The organism is Paenibacillus sp. FSL K6-3182, from assembly GCF_037976325.1.
In the GTDB taxonomy this organism is placed as follows: Bacteria; Bacillota; Bacilli; order Paenibacillales; family Paenibacillaceae; genus Pristimantibacillus.
Genome location: NZ_CP150265.1, coordinates 1364757 through 1390346, shown reverse-complemented (window position 1 = coordinate 1390346; position 25590 = coordinate 1364757). Strand labels below are relative to the sequence as shown.

21 protein-coding genes are annotated in these 25590 nt (G+C 42.2%); 2 read left to right on the top strand and 19 right to left on the bottom strand.

Annotation, left to right across the window (positions count from 1 at the left end):
• The first annotated feature begins 76 nt into the window (after positions 1-76).
• The gene (locus tag MHH56_RS06040) at positions 77-1285 is read left to right on the top strand and encodes a GNAT family N-acetyltransferase (RefSeq protein ID WP_339207267.1); all 1209 of its coding nucleotides are present in this window, start codon (positions 77-79) and stop codon (positions 1283-1285) included.
• 109 nt (positions 1286-1394) lie between these two features.
• On the opposite strand, the gene MHH56_RS06035 is transcribed toward MHH56_RS06040, so the two are convergent.
• From MHH56_RS06035 to MHH56_RS05975, 13 genes are all read right to left on the bottom strand, one after another.
• Complete coding sequence (locus MHH56_RS06035) at positions 1395-2312, bottom strand: BadF/BadG/BcrA/BcrD ATPase family protein (protein ID WP_339207266.1); 918 nt, start codon at positions 2310-2312, stop codon at positions 1395-1397.
• A 12-nt stretch (positions 2313-2324) separates the two neighbouring features.
• Positions 2325-3887, bottom strand: coding sequence for a glycoside hydrolase family 3 protein (locus MHH56_RS06030; protein ID WP_339207264.1), 1563 nt, complete (start codon positions 3885-3887; stop codon positions 2325-2327).
• Between the two features lie 17 nt (positions 3888-3904).
• Positions 3905-5047, bottom strand: coding sequence for a DUF1343 domain-containing protein (locus MHH56_RS06025; protein WP_339207262.1), 1143 nt, complete (start codon positions 5045-5047; stop codon positions 3905-3907).
• A gap of 33 nt (positions 5048-5080) precedes the next feature.
• Positions 5081-5785, bottom strand: a complete 705-nt coding sequence (locus MHH56_RS06020; RefSeq protein ID WP_339207261.1) for a PIG-L family deacetylase — start codon at positions 5783-5785, stop codon at positions 5081-5083.
• Between the two features lie 2 nt (positions 5786-5787).
• Complete coding sequence (locus MHH56_RS06015) at positions 5788-6759, bottom strand: GNAT family N-acetyltransferase (protein WP_339207259.1); 972 nt, start codon at positions 6757-6759, stop codon at positions 5788-5790.
• A complete protein-coding gene (locus tag MHH56_RS06010) occupies positions 6760-7980 on the bottom strand; it encodes an anhydro-N-acetylmuramic acid kinase (protein WP_339207258.1) in 1221 nt (406 codons plus the stop codon).
• Complete coding sequence (locus MHH56_RS06005; protein ID WP_339207257.1) at positions 7980-8840, bottom strand: carbohydrate ABC transporter permease; 861 nt, start codon at positions 8838-8840, stop codon at positions 7980-7982. Before MHH56_RS06005 ends, MHH56_RS06010 begins: the two co-directional genes overlap by 1 nt.
• A gap of 17 nt (positions 8841-8857) precedes the next feature.
• On the bottom strand, positions 8858-9760 hold the full coding sequence (locus MHH56_RS06000; protein ID WP_054026688.1) for a sugar ABC transporter permease: 903 nt from the start codon (positions 9758-9760) through the stop codon (positions 8858-8860).
• A gap of 105 nt (positions 9761-9865) precedes the next feature.
• Positions 9866-11320 carry an extracellular solute-binding protein gene (locus tag MHH56_RS05995; RefSeq protein ID WP_339207256.1) on the bottom strand — a complete coding sequence of 485 codons (1455 nt, stop codon included), beginning with the start codon at positions 11318-11320 and terminating at the stop codon, positions 9866-9868.
• Positions 11321-11379: 59 nt separating this feature from the next.
• Complete coding sequence (gene murQ / locus MHH56_RS05990) at positions 11380-12285, bottom strand: N-acetylmuramic acid 6-phosphate etherase (RefSeq protein ID WP_339207255.1); 906 nt, start codon at positions 12283-12285, stop codon at positions 11380-11382.
• A gap of 570 nt (positions 12286-12855) precedes the next feature.
• Positions 12856-13719, bottom strand: coding sequence for a MurR/RpiR family transcriptional regulator (locus MHH56_RS05985; RefSeq protein WP_054026685.1), 864 nt, complete (start codon positions 13717-13719; stop codon positions 12856-12858).
• A gap of 108 nt (positions 13720-13827) precedes the next feature.
• Entirely contained in the window at positions 13828-15189 is a 1362-nt protein-coding gene (locus tag MHH56_RS05980; RefSeq protein ID WP_339207253.1) for a (Fe-S)-binding protein, read from the bottom strand.
• On the bottom strand, positions 15182-16597 hold the full coding sequence (locus MHH56_RS05975; protein ID WP_339207252.1) for an FAD-linked oxidase C-terminal domain-containing protein: 1416 nt from the start codon (positions 16595-16597) through the stop codon (positions 15182-15184). Before MHH56_RS05975 ends, MHH56_RS05980 begins: the two co-directional genes overlap by 8 nt.
• 116 nt (positions 16598-16713) lie before the next feature.
• Between MHH56_RS05975 and MHH56_RS05970 the strand changes: the two genes are divergently transcribed.
• On the top strand, positions 16714-17430 hold the full coding sequence (locus tag MHH56_RS05970; protein WP_339207251.1) for a FadR/GntR family transcriptional regulator: 717 nt from the start codon (positions 16714-16716) through the stop codon (positions 17428-17430).
• A gap of 596 nt (positions 17431-18026) precedes the next feature.
• Here MHH56_RS05970 and MHH56_RS05965 read toward each other — a convergent pair.
• The 6 genes from MHH56_RS05965 to MHH56_RS05940 form a co-directional block, all read right to left on the bottom strand.
• Positions 18027-18641, bottom strand: coding sequence for an undecaprenyl-diphosphatase (locus MHH56_RS05965; protein ID WP_339207250.1), 615 nt, complete (start codon positions 18639-18641; stop codon positions 18027-18029).
• 317 nt (positions 18642-18958) lie between these two features.
• On the bottom strand, positions 18959-20593 hold the full coding sequence (gene groL / locus MHH56_RS05960) for a chaperonin GroEL (RefSeq protein ID WP_076269676.1): 1635 nt from the start codon (positions 20591-20593) through the stop codon (positions 18959-18961).
• Between the two features lie 78 nt (positions 20594-20671).
• Entirely contained in the window at positions 20672-20953 is a 282-nt protein-coding gene (groES, locus tag MHH56_RS05955; protein WP_054026679.1) for a co-chaperone GroES, read from the bottom strand.
• Positions 20954-21266: 313 nt separating this feature from the next.
• A complete protein-coding gene (locus tag MHH56_RS05950) occupies positions 21267-22451 on the bottom strand; it encodes a DUF2264 domain-containing protein (protein ID WP_339209514.1) in 1185 nt (394 codons plus the stop codon).
• A 49-nt stretch (positions 22452-22500) separates the two neighbouring features.
• Positions 22501-23631 carry a glycoside hydrolase family 88 protein gene (locus MHH56_RS05945; RefSeq protein WP_339207249.1) on the bottom strand — a complete coding sequence of 377 codons (1131 nt, stop codon included), beginning with the start codon at positions 23629-23631 and terminating at the stop codon, positions 22501-22503.
• A gap of 33 nt (positions 23632-23664) precedes the next feature.
• The gene (locus tag MHH56_RS05940; RefSeq protein ID WP_339207247.1) at positions 23665-25500 is read right to left on the bottom strand and encodes a heparinase II/III family protein; all 1836 of its coding nucleotides are present in this window, start codon (positions 25498-25500) and stop codon (positions 23665-23667) included.
• Positions 25501-25590 lie beyond the last annotated feature (90 nt).

Below are 25590 nucleotides of genomic sequence, written 5' to 3'. Positions count from 1 at the left end.
AATTTCTAATATAATTAGCCCCTTTTTTCAATCTATTTAATTTAACCTAACATTGTGAAGCAGGAGGAAATAAAAGATGACGACGGCACCTGACAAAAACATCATCGTAACGAACCAGCCAACGAGAGAGCAGCTTGAAAAGATTTACGATATTTTAGATGAATGCTTTTCAGTAGGCCGAGTTTTTTTCCAAGAAAGATTAGACCTCGATAGCACATATGATCCAGAGACAACATGGTTCGCAATGGTCGACGGTGAGATTGCTGCTAATGTGCAAATTTTCCCTCTTTCTATTAAAGTCGGTCAAGCGATCTTGAAAATTGGTGCAATGGGCAGCGTCGGTACAGCTCCGAATTATCGCGGAATGGGCCTTACGCACAAAATTCTTCATGCACAAACAGACTACATGAAAGAAACCAATTATGATATAAGTTTACTTCTGGCTAGTAAGCATGGGTTTTATGAGAAGGTTGGCTGGAGACTTATTCCCGAGACTGCTTATGCAATTGAAAAGCAAGCAAGCTTTGAGCAGCAAAGCAGCTTCGACATCATTCCTTTTGAACCTCGTTATCTTGATGATATCCGTTTCATATATGAACAGTTCAATCAGAATCGCACCTATACCGTAGTTCGTAATGAATCATACTGGGATGATCTAATAAGCTGGCCGGAATGGAAAAAAGCAGACTGTCTGCTGCTCCGCAGAAATAAAAAAATTGTAGCTTATGGCATTATTGAAAAGAAGGATACTGAACAAGTATTTATTAATGAATTCATGTATTTGAACGAGGCAGTGGACGGTGTTGAACATTTATTTCATGCCTTATGTCAGCTGCGCCCAAGTGCAAAACAAATATTAGCGATGCTGCCAGAGGACCATAAGCTATATTCCTTTTATCAACAACATCAAGCACAATCCATACCAATTAATCAGGCGATGTGGAAAATGATCAATCTACATTCTACATTCCAAAAGCTTCGGCCTGAATTGGAACATCGACTTAACACTAATAACTTGATGGCAGATCAAGAACTGTACATAGCGCTTCAATGCGGAGAGGATCATATATATCTTGATTACAAGCAGAAGCTGCTTTCCGTTTCCGATGTTAGTCATGCTGAGTCCTATGTCGAGGTAGAAGTGGATGAACGTAATCTCATAACCTATTTGATGTTCGGCTATAATGCGGCAGGCGCAACAAAGGATAGTGCTGAACAGGCAAACATTTTGCAAGCTCTATTCCCGAAACAGCAGGCCGTGTTTTATTTGACCGACAAATTTTAAGTCATTTTCCTTCAACTGATGTTGCTTAATAGCTTATAAAAAAGGGTGTGTCGCAAGTCCAGAACTGCTCGGACTTATGACACACCCTAATTTCGCATAACGCTAACTACTAATCGTTTTTCATTTTTGATCTTCCTAACAAAACAGCACCATAGGCAGCATCCCTAATCGGCAAGATCAGCTTTGTTTGCGGGTAGGTTCGTGCAAGCTTTCGTTCCAATGCATCTTTTACAAAACGAGATTTTTGCAGCACACTTCCTGCAACGGCAATCGGACTTTCATATAACTCTAGTCGCTCAATAACAGGCACCACAAGTTCAAATAGACTGGCTGCACATTGCTCCGCTAGCTCAAGCGCTTGCGCATCCCCTTTCTCGCATGCTGTCGTCATGATCGGTGCGAGCTTCGCAATATCTTTTTTTGTTGTATTTTTATGATAAACAAAGCCAATAATTTCTTTCACAGTACTTAGCCCAAGCTGCTCGTATACTAGCGCTGGAATGATTGTATCCGTCATTCTTCCGTCCTCTGCTTGAACTAAAATGGACAAGAGATTGCGCCCAATGCAATAGCCACTTCCCTCGTCATCAATTAGATGGCCAAAGCCTCCTGTGCGATGCTGCTCTCCCTTTTCATTCACCCCGAAGCAAATCGACCCTGTACCGGCAATGAGAATAATGCCTTGCATCGCATTTTGTGCTCCGTATAATGCGGTTTCTTGATCACCTGTAATCGTTAACGGCCCTATGTAACCATTATCTCTCACATGTTTCTCCAAAAAATGAACGACTGTCGGATTGCTTACGCCTGCTGCTCCTATACAGATATGAGTAACTTCCTCTAAATTGCTGCAGTAGAGCTTCGTTCGATTAAAAATTTCCTCAAAGGAGGCAGCAATCGCATCAGCATCCCCGCCGTTATAATTAATTGGCCCTACAGTAAAGGTTAATAAAGCATCTTCCTGGTCATGGATAATTGTGACAGCTGTCTTGGTGCCGCCTCCATCAACTCCAACGATATATGCCATACTCATATCCCCCTAAAGCTGAATCGTAATGTTGGCAGTTGGTGTAAGCTCACCATTTAAGATTGGAATAAGTGATTTGAATGCATCTAATGAATACTCAAATGCTGCAATTCCGCAGAACTCACCATCGATTAATGTTAAATCATATGGTCGGCCTAATGTAATGGCCGTTACTTTACAGTCTGCTGCCAACAGCTTCTGTACAAGTGCAAGTTGACCTCTGTTTTCACGCGCATTGAACAAGCCGATTACAACATGCTTGTAGCCTTCAGCCTTTTGCAGCGCAGCTTTAATCTGCTCCTCGCTCGGATCAATGCTGATAATCTCATACGCTGCATGAAAATGCTCACCCATATATTGCGGGAAGCTAAGATCTTGATTGACACTGCTGGATGCAAGATCGGTGCGATAGGAGTAGGATCCCATAAATAGTACTTGCTCATCACCTGTTTGAATAGGATCAATCTCACCGTTAATGCGGCAGATCGTTTCCGTTCGCATCAGATCATTCGCACGGCGATGTACATCGCAGCCAACTATCTCGTAATCTAGCTCCTCAATAACCGCATATTGGGCTTTATAAGCTAAAATTTTTGTAACAGCTGCATCAATAACCGCTTCATCCAAATCACCGATTGCTACAGCTTCTTCTATTAAATGAATCGCTTCTTTAACCGTTTTAGGCGTATGACTAATGAATACCAAATCAATACCTGCTTTAACGGCCCCTAACGCTCCTTTTGCAGTACCATAAAAGCGTTTAATCGCATCCATTTCCAAACAATCCGATACAACTAGCCCTTTATATCCTAGTTTCTCTTTTAATATCTCTGTAATAATCGTATAAGACATCGTTCCCGGCACGCCGGACTTTTCGATTTGCGGAAATAAAATATGTGCGCTCATAATGGCTTGAGCGCCTTGCTCAATTGCAGCCTTAAACGGCAGCAGTTCAAGCTGCTCTAATTCCTCAACCGTTTTTTCAATCGTAGGCAAGCCAATATGCGAATCGACATTTGTATCACCATGACCTGGAAAATGCTTAAGCGAGGACATTACGCCTCCACCCTGCAATCCCTTCATCATTTGAATCCCATACTCTGATACCTTCTGGGCAGAGTCCCCATAAGAGCGAACGTTGATAACGGGGTTCAAGGCATTATTGTTAACGTCCATCACTGGCGCAAGATTAAAATTAATACCTAATGCTTTCAATTCTCTGGCAGTCATTCTACCTGCTGCATACGCATTTTCAGGTCGGCCTGAAGAAGCAATTGCCATTGCCCCAGCAACATTTGTCGCATCCTTGGGCATTCGAGTAACTCGACCGCCCTCTTGGTCAATGGTAATAAAGCCTGGGATGCCTGTATGTGTCGTAAACCATTGCTGCAACTCAGTTACAAGCCCACCTAATTGATATTTATTTTCGATATTATGTGAAAATAAAATAATATTGCCGACTTTATACTGCTCGATTACTTCCTTCAGCTCAGGAGATATCTCCGTTGACGGGAAGCCTGTTACGAACATTTGCCCGATCTTTTCGCGCAAGCTCATTTGTTCTATTGTTTTCATCAATTGCTCACCATCCACTAGTGATATAAATGATATTGCTGTTTCATTTGTGCAAATTGCTTGCTTTCCTCTGCAAACTGTTCAAGCAGCTGCTTTGCTCGAATATTTTCCGTACGATACATGCTGTCTCCGCCCAGCAAATCGATAAATGGTCGTGAGCCCTCCTTCACAGGAGGCAGGAATGAAAATTGCTCATACAAATCTCTTATCGTGAATAATAAGGTTACGCCAACTTCTAACGGCTTCATCATTTGGATGTCTGTAATATATATTTGTACCCCGCCACATCGTTCGCCAGCATGCTTAGATGACGTCGGCTTGAAATGAACAGGACGGAAATGCACACCTGGCATTCGTTTGGCGTTCATCTCATCTGCCAATTGCTGCGCTTGAATGAAGGGAGCGCCAATCATTTCAAATGGGAACGTTGTACCGCGTCCTTCGGAGCAGTTTGTACCTTCAAATAAGCATGTACCTGTATATAATAACGCTGTTTCATATCGCGGTATCCCAAGTGAAGGATGAACCCAAGTTAATTCTGTATCCGGGAAGGACATGCTCCGTTCCCAGCCTTCCAAACGAACGACATGAAGCGATGTTTTCCAATTCATTTGATCATTTGCCATCATTGCTACTTCACCTGCTGTTAGGCCGTATCGAACAGCTAGCTCGTAATTTCCAACAAATGATTTGAAGTTAGGCTTTAAAATATTCCCTTCCACGTTTACCCCGTTAAGCGGATTAACACGATCAAGAACAACAAATTCTACGCCTGCCTTAGCACAATCTTCAAGTGCATACAGCATCGTATATATAAATGTGTAATACCGTACACCAACATCTTGAATGTCGTACACAACGATATCTACTTCATCCAGCATTTCCTTTGTTAAACGCTTGGAGTCTTTACGGTATAAGCTATAGACCGGAACATTCGTAAAAGGATCCATATACGTCTCTACTAATGCCCCTGCATCTAAATCTCCGCGAACACCATGCTCAGGTGAAAACATCGCAGTAAGATTAAAGTTTTCATGTAAAATTGTAATTGTTGATTCAAAATCTTTTGTAAGCCCTGTCGGTGCTGTAATTAATCCTAATCGCTTACCTTCAAACAAATGACGATACTTCGTAATCGAATCGATCCCATTTAACACCATTTAAAGTTGCCTCCTAGTTAGCCAATTCAATTGTTACCAAAGACTAGATTGTCTAACTTTCATCGTTTCAGCAGGCACCATAAAGGCTTCTGCATATGTTTTTCTTGCTTCACAGCCGCGAACAACTGCTAATGCTTTATAGTAATCCATATATTTGAAAGATTTACTATTCGTTACAAACCAATGTTTGCTTAAAGCATCAATCCATAGATCATATGCCGTTTGATCGAAATCCACATATAGATATGGGACATAATCAACAGCATCTTCCCAGTTTTCGGAATAATATAGTCTTGCTGCAAAGTGAGCAGGAAGTTCACGTTCAAAGGATGACAGGCTTGCGAAGAAACGAGCATCATTAACGATGTGATGCGTTAGCGCATGATCCTTATGCATACTGTTTTTCCAATGTGTCATAATAATGTTTGGCTTCACAAGGCGGATAACATCACAAACCTCCATACGAACTTGTTGATTGTCAGGCAACTCTCCGTCACAATAATCAAATACAATGGCTTCACCGCCAAGCATATCAGCAAATACTTCCGCCTCTTTCACTTTTTGCTGACGGTACTCCTTCATATCCTGTCCTGCTGGCACACCTCTTTCACCTGCAGTTAATGCTAGTGTCACAATGCGGTCTCCCTTTAAACTATGACTAGCTAGTACACCACCGGATGCTAGTTCCACATCACCAACATGTGCTCCAATGGCTAATACTGTTAATTTTTCGCTCATCTTTATAGTTCCCTCCGCAAGATAGAAAATTGTTTTTCAATATTAAATCCTGCTTTTTGATAGATTCGAAGAGCCGGATTATTACTGCCAGTGAACAAAGAGATATATTGACAGCCCACATTTTGAAAAGCCTCGACCATTCGGAAAAATAATACACTGCCGAGACCATGACCCTCATGCTCTGGGTGAACACCGATACCGCAAAAAAATGCTCGACCATTAGGTTGTGAAATAATAGGGCCTGCAAAGCCAACAACCTCGTTGCCATGCACAGCTACTACAAGAGGTGCGCCATCCTTCACATACGATACAACATCCTTTTCCCATTGCGGATTTTGCAGGGCAGCAAGCGTTGCTTCAAGCCCATTATGCAAAGAAGGGGCATAAGGAGTAACAAAATAGCCTTTACTATTTGCTTTATCTTCTTTGCTTGTCATATCTTCAGGAACACTAAAGTTTCCGAGCCTTAAGTACATGCCGTATTGCGTCGCCCGATCCACATACCCTCTAGCGATTAAAGCGTCGTATAATGGCTGGTCCTTACTGATGCCTGGGGCATTATTGTGCTCATGCTGCGGCGCACTTGGAATATTCCATTTCAGCTTAATGGGGTTAAAAAACAATACTTCTGCCTGTCTTTTCCCAAGTACTTGGAATCTTTTTTCTATACCTAATAGAAAAGCATCGTAAAACTCTAGAAAAGCGACTTCGGCATCAATAATAACACTCGTAATATAGCCGGCCACATCTCCAAGCGGGAGATCATCACCACTGCAACCAGCTGCAAAACCAACAATACCTTTTTCATTACAGCCTACCCATATACACTCAGCATCGAAATAAGGATGATCAATGAATGTATCTTGAAACTCTCGCTCTGTAAATGATTTGTAGTCATATTTTGTAGCCTCTCGATTCCAAAGCTCTACAACTTCAGAAAGATCTTCAATTAAAAAGGGTCTGATTTGCATCATTCAAACCTCCTGCGAACGTCCAAGATAAGGCCAAGATATTTTGCCCATTACTACTGGCTGAGAAGCTCCAGTTACTAGTGGAATATTGTTTGGTAGGCGCTTCATCGTATAATACGCTAGCACAGCAAAAGCAATTGCTTCCTTAGCATCACTATTGCCACCGATATCCTCCTGCGTCAGCACCTGCACCTTATAGGGTGCAAATAATTGCTGCAAATCACGCAATAACGTTTTGTTATAGCTGCCACCGCCACCAATTAACAATTGCTGAGCTTGATGCTGTGGCGCAATATACTGTTCATAGCTATCGACGATGCTCCATGCTGTTAAGTGTGTAGCTGTTGCAATAACATCTTCAGCTTTCCAGTTATTAGCCTCCATCCATTCAATAATTTGTGCAACGTATTGTTGACCAAATCGTTCTCTGCCTGTCGATTTCGGTAAAGGCATCGTATAATATTCATCTTGCTGCATCCATTTCAAAAGCTCATCAATCACTTGACCGCTCGCAGCAATTCCACCGCCAACATCCATCGTCATTGGCGCAAATAATTGCGCTACAAGCCCATCGATAATCATATTTCCAGGACCAGTATCAAAAGCAAATACCTGTTCCGGCGAGGCATTTGCAGGAAGAACAGTCACATTTCCTATTCCTCCAATGTTTTGCAGAAGAAGTGTTTTCTCTGGATTGTTAAACAATAAATATTCAGTAAATGGTACTAATGGCGCTCCTTGTCCACCCATTGCCATGTCAGCGACTCGAAAGTCTGATACGCAAGGAATTGCTGTGCGATTCGCGATAACTGCACCATCGCCAATTTGAACAGTACAATGCAGGTTATAGCCGTCCATAACATTTTCTTCCGGTGCATGATAGATCGTTTGACCATGTGATCCTACTGCAAATATTTGTGATGGCTCTAGCCCGCATTTCCCTATAACGGACAATGTGGCTTGGGCGTATAATTCACCAAGCCACATATTCATTGCGCCAACTTTATCAATCGTAGCGTTAGCCCGATCAAAAAGCTCAAATATTGCGTTTCTAACTTGCTTCGGAAAAGCAGTGTTCTCAAAAGCCAGCAGCTCAATCTCTACTCCTTGCTCTTTATCCGGCATTGGAGAAAGTTTAATTACCGCTGCATCAATACCATCTACTGATGTACCAGACATCAAGCCAACTAAGTATGTTGCTTCAACTTTTGATTGTTTGTCCATTAGCCTTTCACCGCTCCAACTGTTACCCCTTCAAGGAAGTATTTTTGTAAACTGAAGAACAAAATAAACATTGGAACTGCTGAAATTGTTGCACCAGCCATCATTGGTGCAAAGTAAGTTGTATTCGCAAAACGGAAGTTTTTCAAGCCGACCTGAATCGTTTGCATATCCATCGTATTCGTTACTAGGAATGGCCAGAAGAAGTCATTCCATGCTGCCATGAACGTTAGGATAGCCAGTACTGCCATAACTGTTTTTGATAGAGGCATAATGATATGCCAGAAGATTTTAGGTTGAGAACAACCTTCGATTTTAGCAGCTTCAATAATTTCAACTGGAATGGAAGACATGAACTGCTTAACCAAGAAAATGTTATACACCGTTACTATGCTTGGCATAATCAACGCTGTATACGTATTTTGTAATTCAAAAATATTTACGATCAATATATATAGTGGAACCTGTGTTACTTGGCCAGGAATCATCATAGAGCCTAGCAAAATAGCGAACAAAATGTTTTTCCCTTTAAATCTCATTTTCGCAAAAGAATATCCTGCAAGTGTAGCAAAAAATACGTTAGATACCGTGATACTAGCTGCCACAATAAATGAGTTCATTAACCAATCCCATGAATGTGGGCTGAAGTTAAAGAAGAATTTATATGATTCAAATGAAATCTTCGAAGGGATGATAGAATAGCTCATTGCACCAGCTTCTACCGGATCACCGAACGAGGAAATGATCATAAAGTATATCGGGAAAATGGTAGCTGCGGCAAATAGGATAAGGAACGTAATAATTAGACCATTTCGGACAAACAGATACCCTTTACTTCTTATGTTATTGTTGAACAAACCCATAGTATCCTGCCCCTTTCCTAGTATTCTATTTCTTTACCCAAAAACTTAAATTGAAGGTATGAAATAAATGCGATAATCGCTGCTAGAAGTAATGATTGTGCTGCTGCCTCACCAAACTCAAAATATGTGAACGCATTGTTAAAAATCAACAAACCTACCATTGTTGTTGCATGGTCTGGTCCACCGCCTGTCATAAGATAAGCGTTTTGGAATACTTGGAAGGAACCAATGACACCTGTAACAAGTAGGAATAGCGTTGTTGGCTTAAGGAAAGGAACAACGATAAACCAAAGCTTTTGCAAGAAAGTCGCGCCGTCAATATCAGCTGCTTCATAATAGCTGTTATCAATACCGAGTAATGCAGCTAAATAGATAATAATGGCTGTACCATGACTTGATAGCCATGACATTAATACAAGTGAAAACATGGCAGTTGCACTGGAACCAAGCCAGTTTTGATTCGTAATCCCAAAAAATGACACAACCTGATTGGCAATACCTGATTTTAACGGATCGAAGATCCACAGCCATACAACAGCAAGCGCTACACCTGATGCTACAGCTGGCAAGTAATATACTGCTTTAAAGATTGTTTGTGTTCTTTTCTTGAAAGGTATAATCAAAATTGCAATTAAGAATGATAGAAAAATATTAAATGGAACAGTTAATAACGTATATACTAATGTGTTTTTCAATGCTTTCCAGAAAAGTTCATCTGAAAATGAGTTAACGAAGTTTTCCAGGCCGACATAAGTGGACCCTAATGGACGATATTCTTGTAAGCTGATCATAAAAGCATTGATTACTGGATATGCGGTAAATAAAGAAAACGCAATAAGTGCTACTGCGATAAACGCGTATCCCCAACCTAAGTCACTTTCGAGTTTCAATTTTTTTCTTTTAGTCAACGTTTGATTCATTGGGTCGCACCTCTCTTCTTAAAAAAGTAAAAGCTCTAGTCTAATTTAGAAGGAAAGCTGTACGTTCTAGCTACGTACAGCTTTCACATGCTAGGCTATGACTGACTAGTCAACTACAATACCATCTTCACCGAAGGATTTAATTGCTGCTGCTTTAACTGCATCATACATTTTTTGTGGACTAATCTCATTTGCAAGTAATGCTTGTAGTTTAGGAACGATTACTTCCGTTTCAATTTTAAGCGCTTCAGCAGCTAGATCTGTTGGGATATCTGTACGAGCTGGAACCGCTTTAGACATCATGATTTGGTCTGCTTTAACGTTCTCTTCATTACGAGGGTATTGTTCAAGCACTGCAGCATTACGTGCAGATTCTGTAATTGGTGATAAGAACAGCTCATTACTGTAGTTAGCCGCAATGGATCCAGAAGATAGGAAATTAATAGCTAAACCAATATTTTTAATATGCTCTTCAGAAGGATCTTTTTTGCCACGAAGCGCAATGTAACCATCAACAACAGCTGTAGGAATATAATCAGCGCCGTTAAATGTAGGTGTAGGAAGCGCAATGTATTCAGCTTCGATTGAATCCGCTACTGCAGAACCATCATTTGCTTTAATTTTTTCATTGTTTAGACGAGCAGAGTTTTCAAAGCTCGCTAGACCTTTACCAGTGATCATGGTTTGACCAGTTAAGAACATGTTCCAACGCTTACCTGCATCGATAGAGCTTAGTTCTTTAGGCATTGAGCCATCATCGATCATTTGACGGATAGCTTCAAGCAGACCTAAGAAGTTTTTGCTTGTGTAAGAGAACTTAAGGTTTTTATCAAAGTAGTCTGGCAAACCAGCAGATTTAGCCATAATACCAAGATAGTCCTTAGATGTAACACCAGATGTTGCGAAAACGAAACCATACTGAGTTGTTTCACCTTTATCGTTTTTAACAACACCTTTACTAATTGCATCGCGGAATTGGTCATATGTCCAACCGTTTTGTTGAACATTTTTCCAGTCGATACCCGCTTTCTCTAAGAACTGTTTGTTACCACCGATAGAATGAATGGCCAAGTAAGCTGGCAAACCATATTGAGAATCGCCCAATTGGAAGTATTTCATTGCAACTTCATCATAATCTGCTTTAACTTCATCTGAAAGTGCAGCATTAAGGTCAATTAGAACGTTTAGTGCTGCATATTTAGAGATTCCTGTAGAACCAACCCAAGCGATATCTGGAGGAGAACCCGCATTTACTTGAGTATCAAGTTTTTGTGTCATATCTTCCCAGCTCGCTGGTTCGATTTTCAAAGTTAGGTGTGGATACAATTTATTAAATTCTTTTTCCATATCCGAAAAACGCGCTTGGTAGTTAGCCGATACTGGAGGTAATAATGCAGTAATCGTATCTTTTTTCAGCTCAGAACCACTGTTGCTGCTGCCTTTGTTTCCGGAATTTGTAGCATCTGGAGCGTTATTTCCGTTTCCTGCACAAGCGGATAATAGTGATAACATCATGATTACTGACAAAAATAGAGTTAATACACTTGATCTTTTTTTCATCGATAACAACCTCCTCAATTTTTAAAAGCATCAATCCAGTTACTCCATTTCTTTTCCACCTAAGCCAATGATGAGATTGCTTGTTTCAACCGTCCTCCATTTGCGTTAAGTGCTTGTTCTGCTTCCTTTGCATCCAACCCCGTTTTAATCATCATTATTGCTAGCTTACAATTCATAGATGCTTTTTCAAGTGTTTCTGCGGCGGTTGATGTGTCTACACCAGTCGTATTCATAATAATACGGACTGAGCGATCTACCAGCTTAAAATTACTTGCCTTTAGATCAACCATTAAGTTGTTATACGTTTTCCCTAACTTGACCATTGTGCATGTTGTCAGCATATTAAGAACCAGCTTTTGAGCAGTTCCTGCCTTTAATCGAGTCGAGCCGCTAATGACCTCCGGCCCTACAACAGGTGAAATACAAACATCTACAATGGGTTCAAACTTTGAGCCTTTGTTGTTACAAACACCGATAGTGGCCGCTCCAAGCTCTTTTGCTTTCGTTAAAGCTGCAATAACATAGTTTGCACTGCCGCTTGCCGAAATCCCAATAAGCACATCTTTGTTTGTTACACCGATGCTTTCGATTAATGCGATCCCTTCATCAACATCGTCTTCACAGCCTTCAACCGCACTACGCAAGGCAATATCACCACCAGCGATATAGCCCTGTACTAAGGAAGGATCTGTACCAAAGGTAGGAGGACATTCTGAAGCATCCAAAACACCTAATCTTCCTGATGTGCCAGCTCCTATATAAAACATTCTTCCACCATTAGACAACCTATGATGTAGAACATCTACCGCCTTTGCAATCTGCGGAATTTCCGCAGCTATAGCTGCGGAGACCAGTGCATCTTGTTGATTCATTAACTGGACCATTTGTTCCGTCGTACATTCATCAATCATTAATGTGTCTGGATTCACAGCCTCTGTTGTTAATCCCGCAAGGTAGTTATTCATAGTCATCCTCCTTCTTGTTCGTTTAATTTCACATGTAATTTACGAGGTGCGTTAGGTTAATTGACATAAAATTTTTTTATATTAATACATTACCCTCGATCCGTCAATAGATTTTGAAATATTATTTCATTAAGAAATAATATTTTGTTTTTTTATTTCAACCTCTATACACTCTGTTATATCACATTTACAAACCGCTTACAAGGTACTTTCTTAATTTTTATTAAACGCTTACAGTACTATCGTTACAGCATTCCTAAAAAAAGAAATCGCTGTCACATGTGCTGATTTCCGATTCAAATGAAGCATGAAATTACACAATCACTGATCAACCAGTAGACGTTTTTCCTACAATTTTTATTCATTTTCTACATTAAAATAGTATGCTAAGCTTTCAATTGTCGAATTAGACTAATCATTATATGGGTTAGATTAAACGCATTAATTATGTAGCTAATCTAACATAGTTCGAGTGAGTATTATGTTAGGTATAAAAATAAGTGCATGAAATACAAAAAGAAAGCATTGATCAATGATCAATGCTTTCTTCCACATTCATTCCAGCAGAACCTAATATCTGAGTTTTTTCTTCAATATATTATGTGTTTTTGTTAAGTAGGTTTTTACTTCCTCATATTCTGCACTTGCGACACCAGCAAATAAGATGTCGATGATCGTAAGCATAGCAATACGCGAGCCCATAGCACCACTGCGAATTGTTATTTCAGGTGTAGATATACTAAGAACAATATCCGCTCGCACTGCAAGCTCACTTTTATTGTACTTCGTAATCGCAATACATTTCGCTTTATTCTTTTGAGCAATGATCAGTGCATCAATAATATCACTAGTTGCTCCAGAGTTAGAAATGAAAATGGCAACATCATCTTTCTCAAGTAACGTTGCTGCTGTGAGCTGACTATGACCATCCGTATAGGCATGGCACATCTTATTAATTCGTGAAAACTTCTGTTCCCCGTCCATACAAACTATTCCTGAGGCACCTATTCCAAAAAAAACAATTCGCTTACTATGACATAGTAATTCTACAGCTCTTGCAATTTCTTTTCGGTCAATGACACTAAGCGTGTCCTCAATGGACTTGCAATTATTCAATGAAATATTTGAAATAATTGTCGAGAGATCATCGCCCGGCTGAATATCTGTATATTGAGCCTTTGGATCCTCATCACGAGAACCCAAAGAAGCTGAGATACTCACAATAAAATTGCGGTATCCGCTGTAACCCATCGTCTTACAGAAACGAAGGACAGATGCATCACTTGTTTTACTCGATTGAGCCAATTCCTTAATCGATAAATGAGGGATTTCTTCCTTATTTTCTAAAATGTAATCTCCAACCAATCGTTCAACTGGAGTAAAACTTTCTCTCATTTCACGAATCTTAATTAATATGTTGTCATTTAAACTCATAATCTACCTACTCAAGATTTAATTAACACCTTAAATAATATCATAAACAATTTAGACAACCTAATTCAATAGCAAAATACATTTTGGCAAACTTAAAATTAATATTTATTACTCTGATAAAATCATCCGATCATGCAAAAAATCAACGATGTGCATCGCCTTCATCGTCTGATCAGGCTTATGCTTTTCAATTCCAAGCTTCATTTGAAGCAGACAGCCTGGATTACTCGTTAGCATATAGCTTGCTTGTGTGTTGTTCGCATGCTCCATTTTGTGCTCAAGGATGGAACCTGCCATCTCAGGCTGTACGACATTGTATATGCCAGCAGAGCCGCAGCAGCGATCAGATTGGGCCATTTCAACATATTCGGCGTTAACTATTTCCTTCATTAATTTACGTGGGGCGCTCGAGCCTTTCATCACATTGCGCAGATGACAGGAATCCTGATACGTCACTTTAATTTTCTCAGCATGTGGAGAACTTTCTTTTTGTGCAAATTTCGGTACACGTCCCTTTTCTACAATCAATGTGCTGACATCGATCACTCTTGAAGCAAACCATTTTGCTGACTCACTGTACTTTTTATTATCCTGCATAAGATGGTCATATTCAACGAGCAGCGCACCACAACCGCCTGCATTTGATACAATGTAGTCGACATCGAGCTGTTTGAATATATCGATATTCACAGCTGCCAGTTCTCTAGCGCCGTTCATTTCTCCACTATGAGCATGCAGCGCACCACAGCATACCTGACTTTCAGGAATGTATACGTCAAAGCCCGCAGCAGACAGCAGCTCAACTGTATTCACATTCGTATCTGCGAACATAACATCCATGATACAACCGCGGAACATGGCAACTTTGGCGATTGCTTCACCCTTTGCTGGATAAAAAGTACCGAGACGCTCAACTACACCCTTCGAGCTGGCGGATGGCAAAATAGCTTCCATCTCAGATAATTGCTTAGGAAACAGCTTCATTACACCTGTTGATTGCACTACTTTTTGCAAGCCAGATTTTTGATAGACCGCAAGCGAACCTCCAAGCAGCTTCAGGCTGCCACGCTTCGGAAATAAATTTTTGAATACCGTCTTACGAATAACTTTAATAGGCAATGAATGAGTTGCGTGCTCCTCGATCGCTTCTTTCGTCTGTTCAATTAATTGACCATACTTCACATCTGCCGGACAAGATGGTTCACAAGCACGACAGCCTAAGCACAAGTTCATTTGATCTTGGAACTGCTGATCTGGAACCATTAGTCCATCTACAGCTGCCTTCATCATCGCAATGCGTCCACGAGGAGAGGCAGGTTCCATACCAGTTTCATGGAATGTCGGACAAGCAGGCAAGCAGAAGCCGCATCGCATACAATTTGTTAACTGATCATAGTCAAGCTTCTCTAATAAAGTTCGAGCTAGAGGATTAGCATGCTCGATTACCGGTTTTCCTGTAGTACTAGCCATGCTGCACCACCACCCTCTTCTTCGTTTCCTTAGCAAAAATCTTACTTGGATTCAAAATATTCAATGGATCGAAAGCGCCTTTGATTCCTTTCATAACTTCAACTCCCGCTTCTCCAACCTTCCATTCCAAATAAGGAGCTTTCACAACGCCGACCCCATGCTCGCCAGTAATCGTCCCTCCGAGTTCGATTGCAGCTTCAAAAATTTCTGCAAATGCCTCCTCAACACGATGCACTTCTTCGTGGTCACGCGCGTCAGTCGTTGCAGTTGGATGCAGATTTCCATCACCTGCATGCCCAAAGGTCGCTATATTCACATTGTATTTTTGGGCGATTGCATTTGTACGCAATATCATTTCCGCAATTTTAGAACGAGGTACAGTAGCATCCTCAAGTATCGTCGTCGGGCGAAGGCGAGCGAGTGCGGTAAATGCGCTGCGTCTAGCTGTCAGTAGCTTTTCTGCTTCTTCACGATCCGCTGCTACATCAATTCGATCCGCCTGCTCTTCCTTGCAAATAAGCTGTATTTTTTCAATATCACGTTCAACCATTTCTGGTTCACCATCCTGCTCAATAATGAGGATCGCGGCCATATCTAATGGCAAACCGATTTTCGCAAAATCATCAACAACCCGAATGGTTGGATTATCCAATATTTCTAATGTTGCTGGAATAATTTGATTTTTAATAATTTTAGATACCGTACGTGCTGCACCATAAATATCCTTATACATCGCAACCATCGTTTTCTTTGTTTTTGGCTGTGGAATAAGCTTAAGAATCGCCTCTGTAATGACGGCAAGTGTCCCTTCTGAGCCTACTAATAATTTCGTCAAATCATACCCAGCGACATCTTTAGTCAATTTCCCACCAGTACGGATGATTGAACCATTTGCCAGCACAGCAGTTAAGCCAAGTACATAATCTTTCGTAGTTCCGTACTTTAAGCCTCTTAGACCACCTGAGCATTCAGCGATATTGCCGCCTATTGTAGAAATTTTCATACTGCTTGGATCTGGTGGATAGAATAGTCCTAGCCCTTCAACATGTGTAATAAATTGCCCAGTAATTACACCCGGCTGGACAATAGCCGTTAAGTTTTCCATATCCACTTCAATAATTTTATTCATGCGATGCATAACCATCACAATCCCGCCTTGCAATGGTACTGTACCACCGCAAAGATTCGAACCCGAGCCTCTTGTTACAATCGGAATAAGATTGCTGTTAGCTATTTTCATAATTTCTGATACTTGCTCTGTTGATTCTGGATAAATAACTGCATCAGGCAAAGCCTGTAACATCGGCGTTCCATCATAGGAATGCGTGATTAACGCCTCCTGATCTGTCCGAAAAAACTTTCCTCCTACAATCTCTCGTAATTGTCTAACTACAGCTTCATTCAACATGAACGATTCCTCCTTAGCAAAATTGAGCAGGTCATCTGATGACTTTATGTTGATTATAGTGTAATAAAGTTGTACAGTATTGTCTATAGTTGTATTTTCGGGAGGTTAAAAGCTTTATGCAGCCGATAAAGGTAGAAACTGAAAAAGGACATGAGATTGTACGAAGAGCCATTCTTTCACAAATTGAGGAAGGTCTCTTACAACCTGGTCAAAAACTACCGTCCGTAGTTGATTTGAGTACCTCCTTTGGAGTAGGTCGCTCCACAATTCGTGAAGCATTGAGCGCATTAAAGGCTACAGGCTGGATAGATGTAAAGCATGGCGGAGGTACCTTCATCAATAAAGTATTGCCTACCTCGCAAAGTAACTCGCGTGATCCATTCGAGGAATCGGAAAATGTAAAAGAGATACTGGAAGTTCGTATTTGGCTTGAAAGCGGCAGTGCTGCATTCGCGGCCGAGCGTCGAAACGATAAGGATCTCGAGAAGTTAAAGCAAATTATTGAACAAATGGAGCAAGCGCTTAAAATGAATAATACGCAAATGAGTGAACATGCGGATATCGAATTTCATCTAGCTATAGCAGCTGCCTCACATAATAAACTGCTTAATACATTAATGAGTTCACTTACTAGTAAGCTAACCGAAACTATGGGGAAAACTCGTCAGCTGTGGTTTTTCGAAGACAAGTCCTCTTCCACACTTCTCTTAAAAGAGCATCAATCCATATATGATGCAATATTAGCTCAAAATAGCGAGCTTGCCAGCCAGTTAATTCAAGCTCATTTACATAAAGTCGAGAATGTACTGAAACGTGGAGCCATTCAAGATTAATTCTGTTCAATATAGAGTCAAAGATAGAACGACAGTTCTATCTTTGGCTTTATTTTTTTCAATAGGCTGATAAATACATACGGCATTCATTTCAATTGCTTCGCTGATCAAATGGTTATGGAATGGGCAATACGAAGCATAATCTTTGATTACGAATGAAGGGAGATGCGTGGTATAAGCTAATACTGAGAGATGCTTAAATCATAATGATTTGTGCATCAGCATGACTCACTATTTTGAAAGAAATCTATCCATACTGATATCAATAAAAACATCTTGCCGCTCATGATATTCCTGACCGCGCAACGGGACTCAAATTAGTGGAATATTACGGCGTTGATGGTGTCATGATCTTCAGTCAACAGATGAAGTACGTCGTTTAGTAATACCTTTTTTAGATCAAGAATTAGATTAAGGTATTTATCAAAAATAATGAGAGACCTCCCAAAAGTTCAATGAACTCTTGAAAGGTCTCTCATTTTTTTACACGATGTGGTCAAACGGTGTTTACACTCAAGGAAACTCTTCCTGCTACAGGCTTCTCTTCCTGATAACCGACAGGATCTATTATCTTTTTCTATGTGCTTTATTTCCTCTTAATAATCCTTTGATCTATTCCCTTTCGATTTTGTTAATGGAGATAGAAGCAATTCTTCGCATTTCGCATAGCCCCCTAGCAATTTCCGAGTCAAGCTTAACTTAGGAACAACAAGGTAAACAATTGAGCTTGAAATGATGCTTATAATAGCTCCTACTAGGATATCTGCTGGATAGTGGACACCGACCCAAATACGAGAAATACCAACAAGGAAAGCTAGTATAACCCATAAAAACCACCAGCCTTTTCTAAATAACCAAAAGGATACACAAAATGAAAAGAACAATATTGTATGATCGCTTGGAAAAGAATTATCAACGGCTTTTTCAATTAATTTATTAACATTTGCCAACTCAGCAAATGGTTGATTATTCGAATGAAATTTGCCTGCTATTTTCCCAATAATTTCAGCAAATACAAAAGTAATGGTAGCACAAACAATCATCATTCTACTCTGTTTATTTCGAGTAAACCAAATGAAGATAACACCTAAAACCAAGAAATACACCATAAACTCCGCAATGAAAACCATAGCAGGATTTAAGTAAGGATATTGTTTCCCTAGGTCATTAACCATTCTAAATAAATTAATATTTTCTTCTAAAAAATTCATTTCACTCCACCTCCTCTGCCTTTATTTCTTATATCTTAAAAGACAGAGAGGCAAACAACCATCGATTCCCCTAACAATTAAGGGTTCCTATGTTACATTATTGTCATTTTGTAAATTGGCTTTAATATTCACATCGTCAGATGCCCCCTTTGGCAGCGATTACCTCCCTCTCCTCCAATATCCTTATTCACGTTGAATTTCGCCAAACGCTAAAAGACCTCCCAGAATAATCTGGAAGGTCTCAAAGTTATATAGATATTGATAAACAGGATTTTCACTGACGAAAACCCTTGATGCATAAGGGTTTATCCCCCTTATTACATCATGCCGCCCATTCCACCCATGCCGCCCATATCTGGCATACCAGCGCCAGCACCTTTAGGTTCTGGTTTGTCAGCAACAACTGCTTCAGTTGTCAAGAACATAGCTGCAACGGATGCTGCGTTTTGCAATGCTGAACGAGTTACTTTAGCAGGGTCAACGATACCCGCTTCGAACATGTTAACCCATGTTCCAGTAGCTGCGTTGTAGCCTACGCCGATTTTTTCGTTTTTCAGACGCTCAACGATAACCGAACCTTCTTGACCAGCGTTCGCAGCGATTGTGCGAAGCGGCTCTTCAAGGGAACGAAGAACGATGTTAACGCCTGTTTGCTCGTCGCCTTCTGCTTTAACAGCAGCAACAGCGTTGTATACGTTAATGAGGGCAGTACCGCCGCCCGATACGATACCTTCTTCAACCGCTGCACGAGTGGAGTTGAGGGCATCTTCGATGCGTAGTTTGCGCTCTTTCAATTCTGTTTCTGTAGCTGCGCCAACTTTGATAACTGCAACGCCGCCAGACAATTTTGCAAGACGCTCTTGAAGCTTCTCACGGTCAAAGTCGGAAGTTGTTTCTTCCAGTTGAGCGCGGATTTGATTCACACGAGCAACGATGTCAGCGGAGTTGCCGCTGCCGTCAACGATGATTGTTGTTTCTTTAGTGATGCGGATCTGACGAGCAGAACCTAGTGATTCAACGCCAGTCGATTTAAGCTCAAGGCCTAGCTCTTCTGTAATCACTTGGCCGCCTGTTAGAGCAGCGATATCTTGAAGCATAGCTTTACGACGGTCACCGAAGCCTGGAGCTTTAACAGCTACGCAAGTAAATGTTCCACGAAGTTTGTTCACTACTAGAGTAGCTTGAGCTTCGCCTTCTACGTCTTCAGCGATGATTAGCAATTGCTTGCCGGATTGTACGACTTTCTCAAGAACCGGAAGGATCTCTTGAATGCTCGTAATTTTTTTGTCAGTGATAAGAATGTAAGGATTGTCTAGGACAGCTTCCATTTTATCAGTGTCTGTAATCATGTATGGAGATACATAACCACGGTCAAATTGCATACCTTCAACAACTTCTAGCTCTGTAACAAAGCCTTTCGACTCTTCTACAGTGATAACGCCGTCGTTGCCGACTTTTTCCATAGCTTCAGCAATAAGTTGGCCTACTTCATCGTCAGCAGATGAGATCGAAGCAACTTGTGCGATCGACTGTTTGCCTTCGATTGGTTTCGAGATTGCTTTAAGCTCTTCAACAGCAGCTTTAACAGCTTTCTCGATACCTTTGCGGATAACCATAGGGTTAGCGCCAGCTGTAACGTTTTTCAAGCCTTCGCGAATCATCGCTTGTGCAAGAACAGTTGCCGTAGTTGTACCGTCACCAGCAACGTCATTTGTTTTTGTAGCTACTTCTTTAACAAGTTGAGCGCCCATGTTTTCAAAAGCATCTTCAAGCTCGATTTCTTTTGCAATGGAAACACCATCATTTGTGATAAGCGGGCTTCCGAATTTTTTCTCAAGTACCACGTTGCGGCCTTTTGGACCTAGTGTTACTTTAACTGCATTTGCAAGTGCATCAACACCGCGCAGCATTGCGCGACGAGCGTCTTCGCTAAATTTAATTTCCTTAGCCATTAACAGAAACCTCCCAAAATAGTTTAAGTAGAACTGCTTAGTTTATGTGTTGCCTTCTATGTGACCCTAAGCGGGTTGTTATTCAAAAATCGCGTGAATTTCGCTTTCTTTCATAATCAAATACTCTTTGCCTTCGTATTTGATTTCAGTGCCTGCATATTTGGAGAAAAGAACGCGGTCGCCTTCTTTAACTTCAAGAGCAATACGAACACCATCTTTCAGCGTGCCGCTTCCAACTGCAATCACTTTGCCTTCTTGCGGCTTTTCTTTCGCCGAATCCGGCAATACGATACCGCTAGCGGTTGTTTCTTCTTTCGCGATTGCTTCGATCAATACGCGTTCACCCAAAGGTCTGATCATTGAAAATAGCCTCCTTCAAAATTTGTCGCTGCTTATATTCTCGTTAGCACTCGAAACCTTCAAGTGCTAACAACTATTTTTATCATACTCATTTTCGTTATTAATTTCAAGTGCTTGGTTTCATTTTTCCGTTTATTTACACTAGGCAGAAGGAACTAAATCTTTTTTACGCGGATTGGCCCGTCCATTGTCATTCGCTCAAGCTATTATTATGCGCCAACTATATCTTGAGAATACGATAATGCTCAAATCGCTTCCCCACAGAAATACGACCGTTTGCTCTTTTTAAAACGACCTCAGGATCAGTAGAAATTCACTTCAAAGCCGCATCGATGCCAAAAGCCTGTCCTGACCACGCCTTTTTAGAAGTCCAAGCCTCGTCCGCTCCACTCCAAAATGGATGCTCGTTTGCTAGGCCAAGCGGCAAGAACACCGCAGCGCATAAATAGAGGCTTCCCGTGGAGATGTACCGCTCGCCAATATCTCGCTGATGTCCGCAGAAGCCGATTGTAAGCCATCCATCCGCTGTAAAATTGCCTCGCACTTCAAGCGTTCTACGAATCGCTGCGGTTAGCGCACAGCGTACCTGAGGTGCTGTGACGGACGCAGGCAAATCATCATTTAGAGCATGCTGAGCTAGGCTTTGAAAGGCTCCGAAACGATAGGCAAGTGAACGTCCAATTGGCGGGTATGTTCCATCCGTTCCAATTAGCCGCTCAAGCACTTCTGCGTAACGCCGTGAACGGCTCGCAACAGCACTCTGCATGGCTCGCCATTCCTCGTGCTCATCACCTGCTGCGGCAAGCACATCGACCAGCATAGGCTGAATAACGAAGCTGTTATAGTAATCCCAGTGAAAATCTGGACCATCACTATATGCGCCGTCACCCAAATACCACTGCTCATGCTGCTTCAACGCGTAATCGATCCGCATCGGGTCCCAGTCAAGCTCACCCAGCTTAAGCAGCGCCGCTTCAATCGTTGCTGCAAACAGCAGCCAATTCGAGAAGACTGGCTTTCTCGACCTCGTTTGCTTCAGCGCCGTAATTACATTTGCTTTCACACGCTGCTCCAGCTTTTCACCAAGCTCTATCGGGGCACGCAATATCGCAAGCGCCAAAAAAGCAGCGTCGACAATCGGCTGGTAACCATCGCTGAAGTTCATATAGTCTGGCGATGCTGGATCAGTGCCCGCATCCACTGCTTCACGAGCAAGCGCGGCATAACGAACTCGCAGCTCCTCTTCGTGTCCATTAATGTGCTGATTCTCAAGCCATGGAGCCATACCGGATAAAAGGCGTCCTAACGCTTCCAAATGCGTGAATTTCGCTCGGTCAGCTTTAAGTTCAGCGGCAGCTTTCTCATCATCAGTCTCTCCAGCAGTTATTGCGATTTCTATAGGCATCTTCTCTTTAAGACGGCGCTCCGCAAGGGCGCTAAGCACAGGTTCGCCAATAGCGAGCATCTGCTCCAGCCAGTATTTGCGCACAGGAAGCATTTCGTTTATCTGTGATCCACTTTCGATTTGCATGTTCGTTACCTCTCCTCTACCAGAACGTCGAGGAATCCCCTCTTAATCGTGCTAAACCTTCTACGAAGAAATAGTCGCCATAAATAAGCGGCACGTCAATGTTTCTCCGCTCTGGGTAATGGCTTGTCCCATGCAAAATCAAGCCTTCCTCCGCCTCATCATCCCAAGCGCCGTAATTTTCGTAGAGTGAGCGCATTATTCGCTCGCCAGCCGCTTGATATAGCTCCGATTCTTCTACAGGAACTGCTCTTGCGATTTCGAGCAAACCGCAGGCTGCACAAGCGCCAGCTGACGTGTCGCGATAACGTTCTACACCTGAAGGCAGACGGAAATCCCAATGCGGTACCGAATCCTCAGGCAAGTTCGCAAGGAAAAAATGGGCAACCCGCTTCGCCGCCTCCAAGTACCGAGCCTCGCCCGTATAACGATAGCTGAGCGCCATCCCGTAAATCGCCCACGATGCTCCGCGCGACCACGCTGAGTTTGGCGCAAAGCCTTGTCCGCCGTTCACACTTACAAATTCACCCGTATGCGGGTCAAAGACTACAATATGATTAACCGAACCATCCGTCCGTATAAAATGCTCTAGCACCGTATCCGCATGCTCCATCGCCAAATGCTTAAATCTTGGATCGCCCGTTGTCTCGCTCGCCCAGTAGAGCAAAGGCAGGTTCATCATGCAGTCAATAATCGCCCAGCCCTCATTGCGATCACCCTCACCCCATGGGTTCCAAGCTCTAATATAGTTTCCTTTTACATTAAATCTTCCGCTGAGTACACTAGCCGCTAACAACGCTCGTCTACGGGATTGCTCTTCACCAAGCAGCTTATAGCGGGCTACACTCGTTAGCGACCACATGAAGCCGATGTCGTGATCCAAGCAATCATATCCGAACAATACTTCATCCAATTGCTGCTCGCATGCTTCGGCAATATCTTTATATCGATCGTCCTTCGACTCTGAATCACGGTACAGCAGCCATAACAAGCCCGGCCAGAAACCGGCTGTCCACCACTGAGGCGCCTCCAGCACATACGTTCCATCGACGCTCGCATGCGGAAATCTTGCACCAATCCGATTGCTCGTTCTCGTAACCTTCTCATGTACATTTGCCCAAGCTTCATTTGCCCAATTGATCTGCTCCATATCCTTACTCGCTCCTCGCATCGAATATTGTAGTTATGATTCAAATTGAAAAATAAAATTTGCAATCAACGGCACTATAACTGCTGCTTTCCATTCAAAATCAAGCGTATACCAGAATCGCTCAACGCCATAATGATCGATATCGCTCCTTGCGGTAACGACCGGCTTCCAAACCTGATGATCATAATTAATGAATAATTGGCGTTGTCCTGTTAAAATCACTCGACCTTCCTCCGCCAGCTCAGGAACAAGAAACGAAATGAACCGCTCTGTAACTTGCCGCTCAGCATCCGATTCTTCTCCCTTTGGCATCATCCAAATCGCATCCGTCAGCGTCAGGCGCGGCAGCTTTTCCTTTTCCCAAAGGAATCGGCGCTCCAATCGCTCCAGCTTGGAATGGCCATACGCCGAGCTGATTTCCAGCGCAAACCTATCCATACTCGCATTTGTTGACGCTTCCATAACAGCTGCTCGAAACGCAGTCCCATTTTGCTGATGAGAGCCGTCTATAATAGGAACCGAATGACCCTGAGAGCCATTGCACCAAATCGAATACCGTTCCGGGCCAAAATATTTCGCCGTATATTTTCCGCTGCCCAAATCCGCTAAATAAGCTTGCCCATCAGCATGTATGATGAAATGGCCCACATCATTGTGGTTATGAGGCTCCTCATTATGGCCCCCTTTTGCCGCAAAGCTGTAGTTGCCTCCGTTCTCGCTTGCATGTCTAGACAGAAGCCACTGCACATCAGATAAGTAATAGGACTCTGCAGGCCAGATCGTTTTACTTTCAGTCGCCACCATCCATTCTTCTTTTATCCACATCAAATTACGAATCGCCGGCGCCCAGCGTCCGCAATGGTCAGCAGCATACTCCGCTCCAAGGCTCGCATCCGGTACAATGACCTCTGCAAACTCCTGATGCAGAGAGCAGCTGAGCCCCATGAATATACCGCTTTCAGGACGCGAATCACTAAAGTTAACGACCGTGCTGCTTCCCGTAAAACATTTCTGCTGAAAAAGTGCAATCTCCTTCACCTTATTCGAAGTAAATAAGTTGATTTCTCCATCAGTTGCCCTTTTTAATATCTGAGCAAAATACACATAATACCCGAAACCATACTGCCAATATAAATAACCTTCCGCACACGCGCCGTCATCGCCAAATCCACTCAAATAACAATCAAGCGAATGAAGCACACGTTCCAGCACTTGCGACAGTCTATACGAATCATCAATGAGATAAAGTGCCGCTGCCCCAACCGAACCCGCGCATACAGCCGCCCAATTGTGATCCGCTGTCTCCCACCCGTACGGGCCTTGCTCCAAAAAAGGACGGAATAGGCGATTTTCTACCTCAGCCTCTATACGCCTTCGCAGCAAATCCGGCAAGCGGTCACCTAATAACAACTTTATCTCACTCAGTGCAAACCCAGTCTCCGCCGAAAATAAATCGATGTCCAGCCTGTCTGATCCTTCATTAAAATGAGCAGGCAGACACCATGTAAACTCATTGCAAACCGACCAGATCATATTAAGAGCGGCAACTTCGTAGTCTACATTTTCCGGCTCCTGCAGCGCCATAATGACATACGAATTCAATCTTTTTCGCCTCTCAAAATATACTCGTTCATAAGCTAAGCGCTCTCCCGTATCTCCATAAACACAAAATAGAGAGTAAGTGAGCTCGGGATCAGGGGTAAGCATGAAGCGATCGGCATCCCTTTTAATCTCTTCAAGGAGCTGTTCATTAATGGACTGATTCCACAGTTGCGAACTTGGCTTCTGCGTTTCGCCGCCTGAGGCAAGAAGCGTCAACCCTTTTTTCCTATGCTTCTCCAAAATCTCCTGTATCCGGTCACGTTTCATTTGTATAATCTCGCTCCTATTCTGCCTCCGCAGCTGCTGGCTTTATATTAAACGGGCATTAGGCTTGATACTCCAAACTTTCATAATCGT

Bases quoted from the DNA above. Each gene is read 5' to 3' on its own strand.
- murQ (WP_339207255.1), bottom strand. From the start codon at position 12,285: ATGAATAACTACCTTGCGGGATTAACAACAGAGGCTGTGAATCCAGAC.
- MHH56_RS06005 (WP_339207257.1), bottom strand. From the start codon at position 8,840: ATGGGTTTGTTCAACAATAACATAAGAAGTAAAGGGTATCTGTTTGTC.
- MHH56_RS06015 (WP_339207259.1), bottom strand. From the start codon at position 6,759: ATGATGCAAATCAGACCCTTTTTAATTGAAGATCTTTCTGAAGTTGTA.
- MHH56_RS06010 (WP_339207258.1), bottom strand. From the start codon at position 7,980: ATGGACAAACAATCAAAAGTTGAAGCAACATACTTAGTTGGCTTGATG.
- MHH56_RS06025 (WP_339207262.1), bottom strand. From the start codon at position 5,047: ATGGTGTTAAATGGGATCGATTCGATTACGAAGTATCGTCATTTGTTT.
- MHH56_RS06020 (WP_339207261.1), bottom strand. From the start codon at position 5,785: ATGAGCGAAAAATTAACAGTATTAGCCATTGGAGCACATGTTGGTGAT.
- MHH56_RS05980 (WP_339207253.1), bottom strand. From the start codon at position 15,189: ATGGCTAGTACTACAGGAAAACCGGTAATCGAGCATGCTAATCCTCTA.
- MHH56_RS05950 (WP_339209514.1), bottom strand. From the start codon at position 22,451: ATGCTTCCTGTGCGCAAATACTGGCTGGAGCAGATGCTCGCTATTGGC.
- MHH56_RS05940 (WP_339207247.1), bottom strand. From the start codon at position 25,500: ATGAAACGTGACCGGATACAGGAGATTTTGGAGAAGCATAGGAAAAAA.
- MHH56_RS06000 (WP_054026688.1), bottom strand. From the start codon at position 9,760: ATGAATCAAACGTTGACTAAAAGAAAAAAATTGAAACTCGAAAGTGAC.
- groL (WP_076269676.1), bottom strand. From the start codon at position 20,593: ATGGCTAAGGAAATTAAATTTAGCGAAGACGCTCGTCGCGCAATGCTG.
- MHH56_RS05975 (WP_339207252.1), bottom strand. From the start codon at position 16,597: ATGTTGAATGAAGCTGTAGTTAGACAATTACGAGAGATTGTAGGAGGA.
- MHH56_RS05985 (WP_054026685.1), bottom strand. From the start codon at position 13,719: ATGAGTTTAAATGACAACATATTAATTAAGATTCGTGAAATGAGAGAA.
- MHH56_RS05945 (WP_339207249.1), bottom strand. From the start codon at position 23,631: ATGGAGCAGATCAATTGGGCAAATGAAGCTTGGGCAAATGTACATGAG.
- MHH56_RS05970 (WP_339207251.1), top strand. From the start codon at position 16,714: ATGCAGCCGATAAAGGTAGAAACTGAAAAAGGACATGAGATTGTACGA.
- MHH56_RS05965 (WP_339207250.1), bottom strand. From the start codon at position 18,641: ATGAATTTTTTAGAAGAAAATATTAATTTATTTAGAATGGTTAATGAC.
- groES (WP_054026679.1), bottom strand. From the start codon at position 20,953: ATGATCAGACCTTTGGGTGAACGCGTATTGATCGAAGCAATCGCGAAA.
- MHH56_RS05995 (WP_339207256.1), bottom strand. From the start codon at position 11,320: ATGAAAAAAAGATCAAGTGTATTAACTCTATTTTTGTCAGTAATCATG.
- MHH56_RS06040 (WP_339207267.1), top strand. From the start codon at position 77: ATGACGACGGCACCTGACAAAAACATCATCGTAACGAACCAGCCAACG.
- MHH56_RS06030 (WP_339207264.1), bottom strand. From the start codon at position 3,887: ATGAAAACAATAGAACAAATGAGCTTGCGCGAAAAGATCGGGCAAATG.
- MHH56_RS06035 (WP_339207266.1), bottom strand. From the start codon at position 2,312: ATGGCATATATCGTTGGAGTTGATGGAGGCGGCACCAAGACAGCTGTC.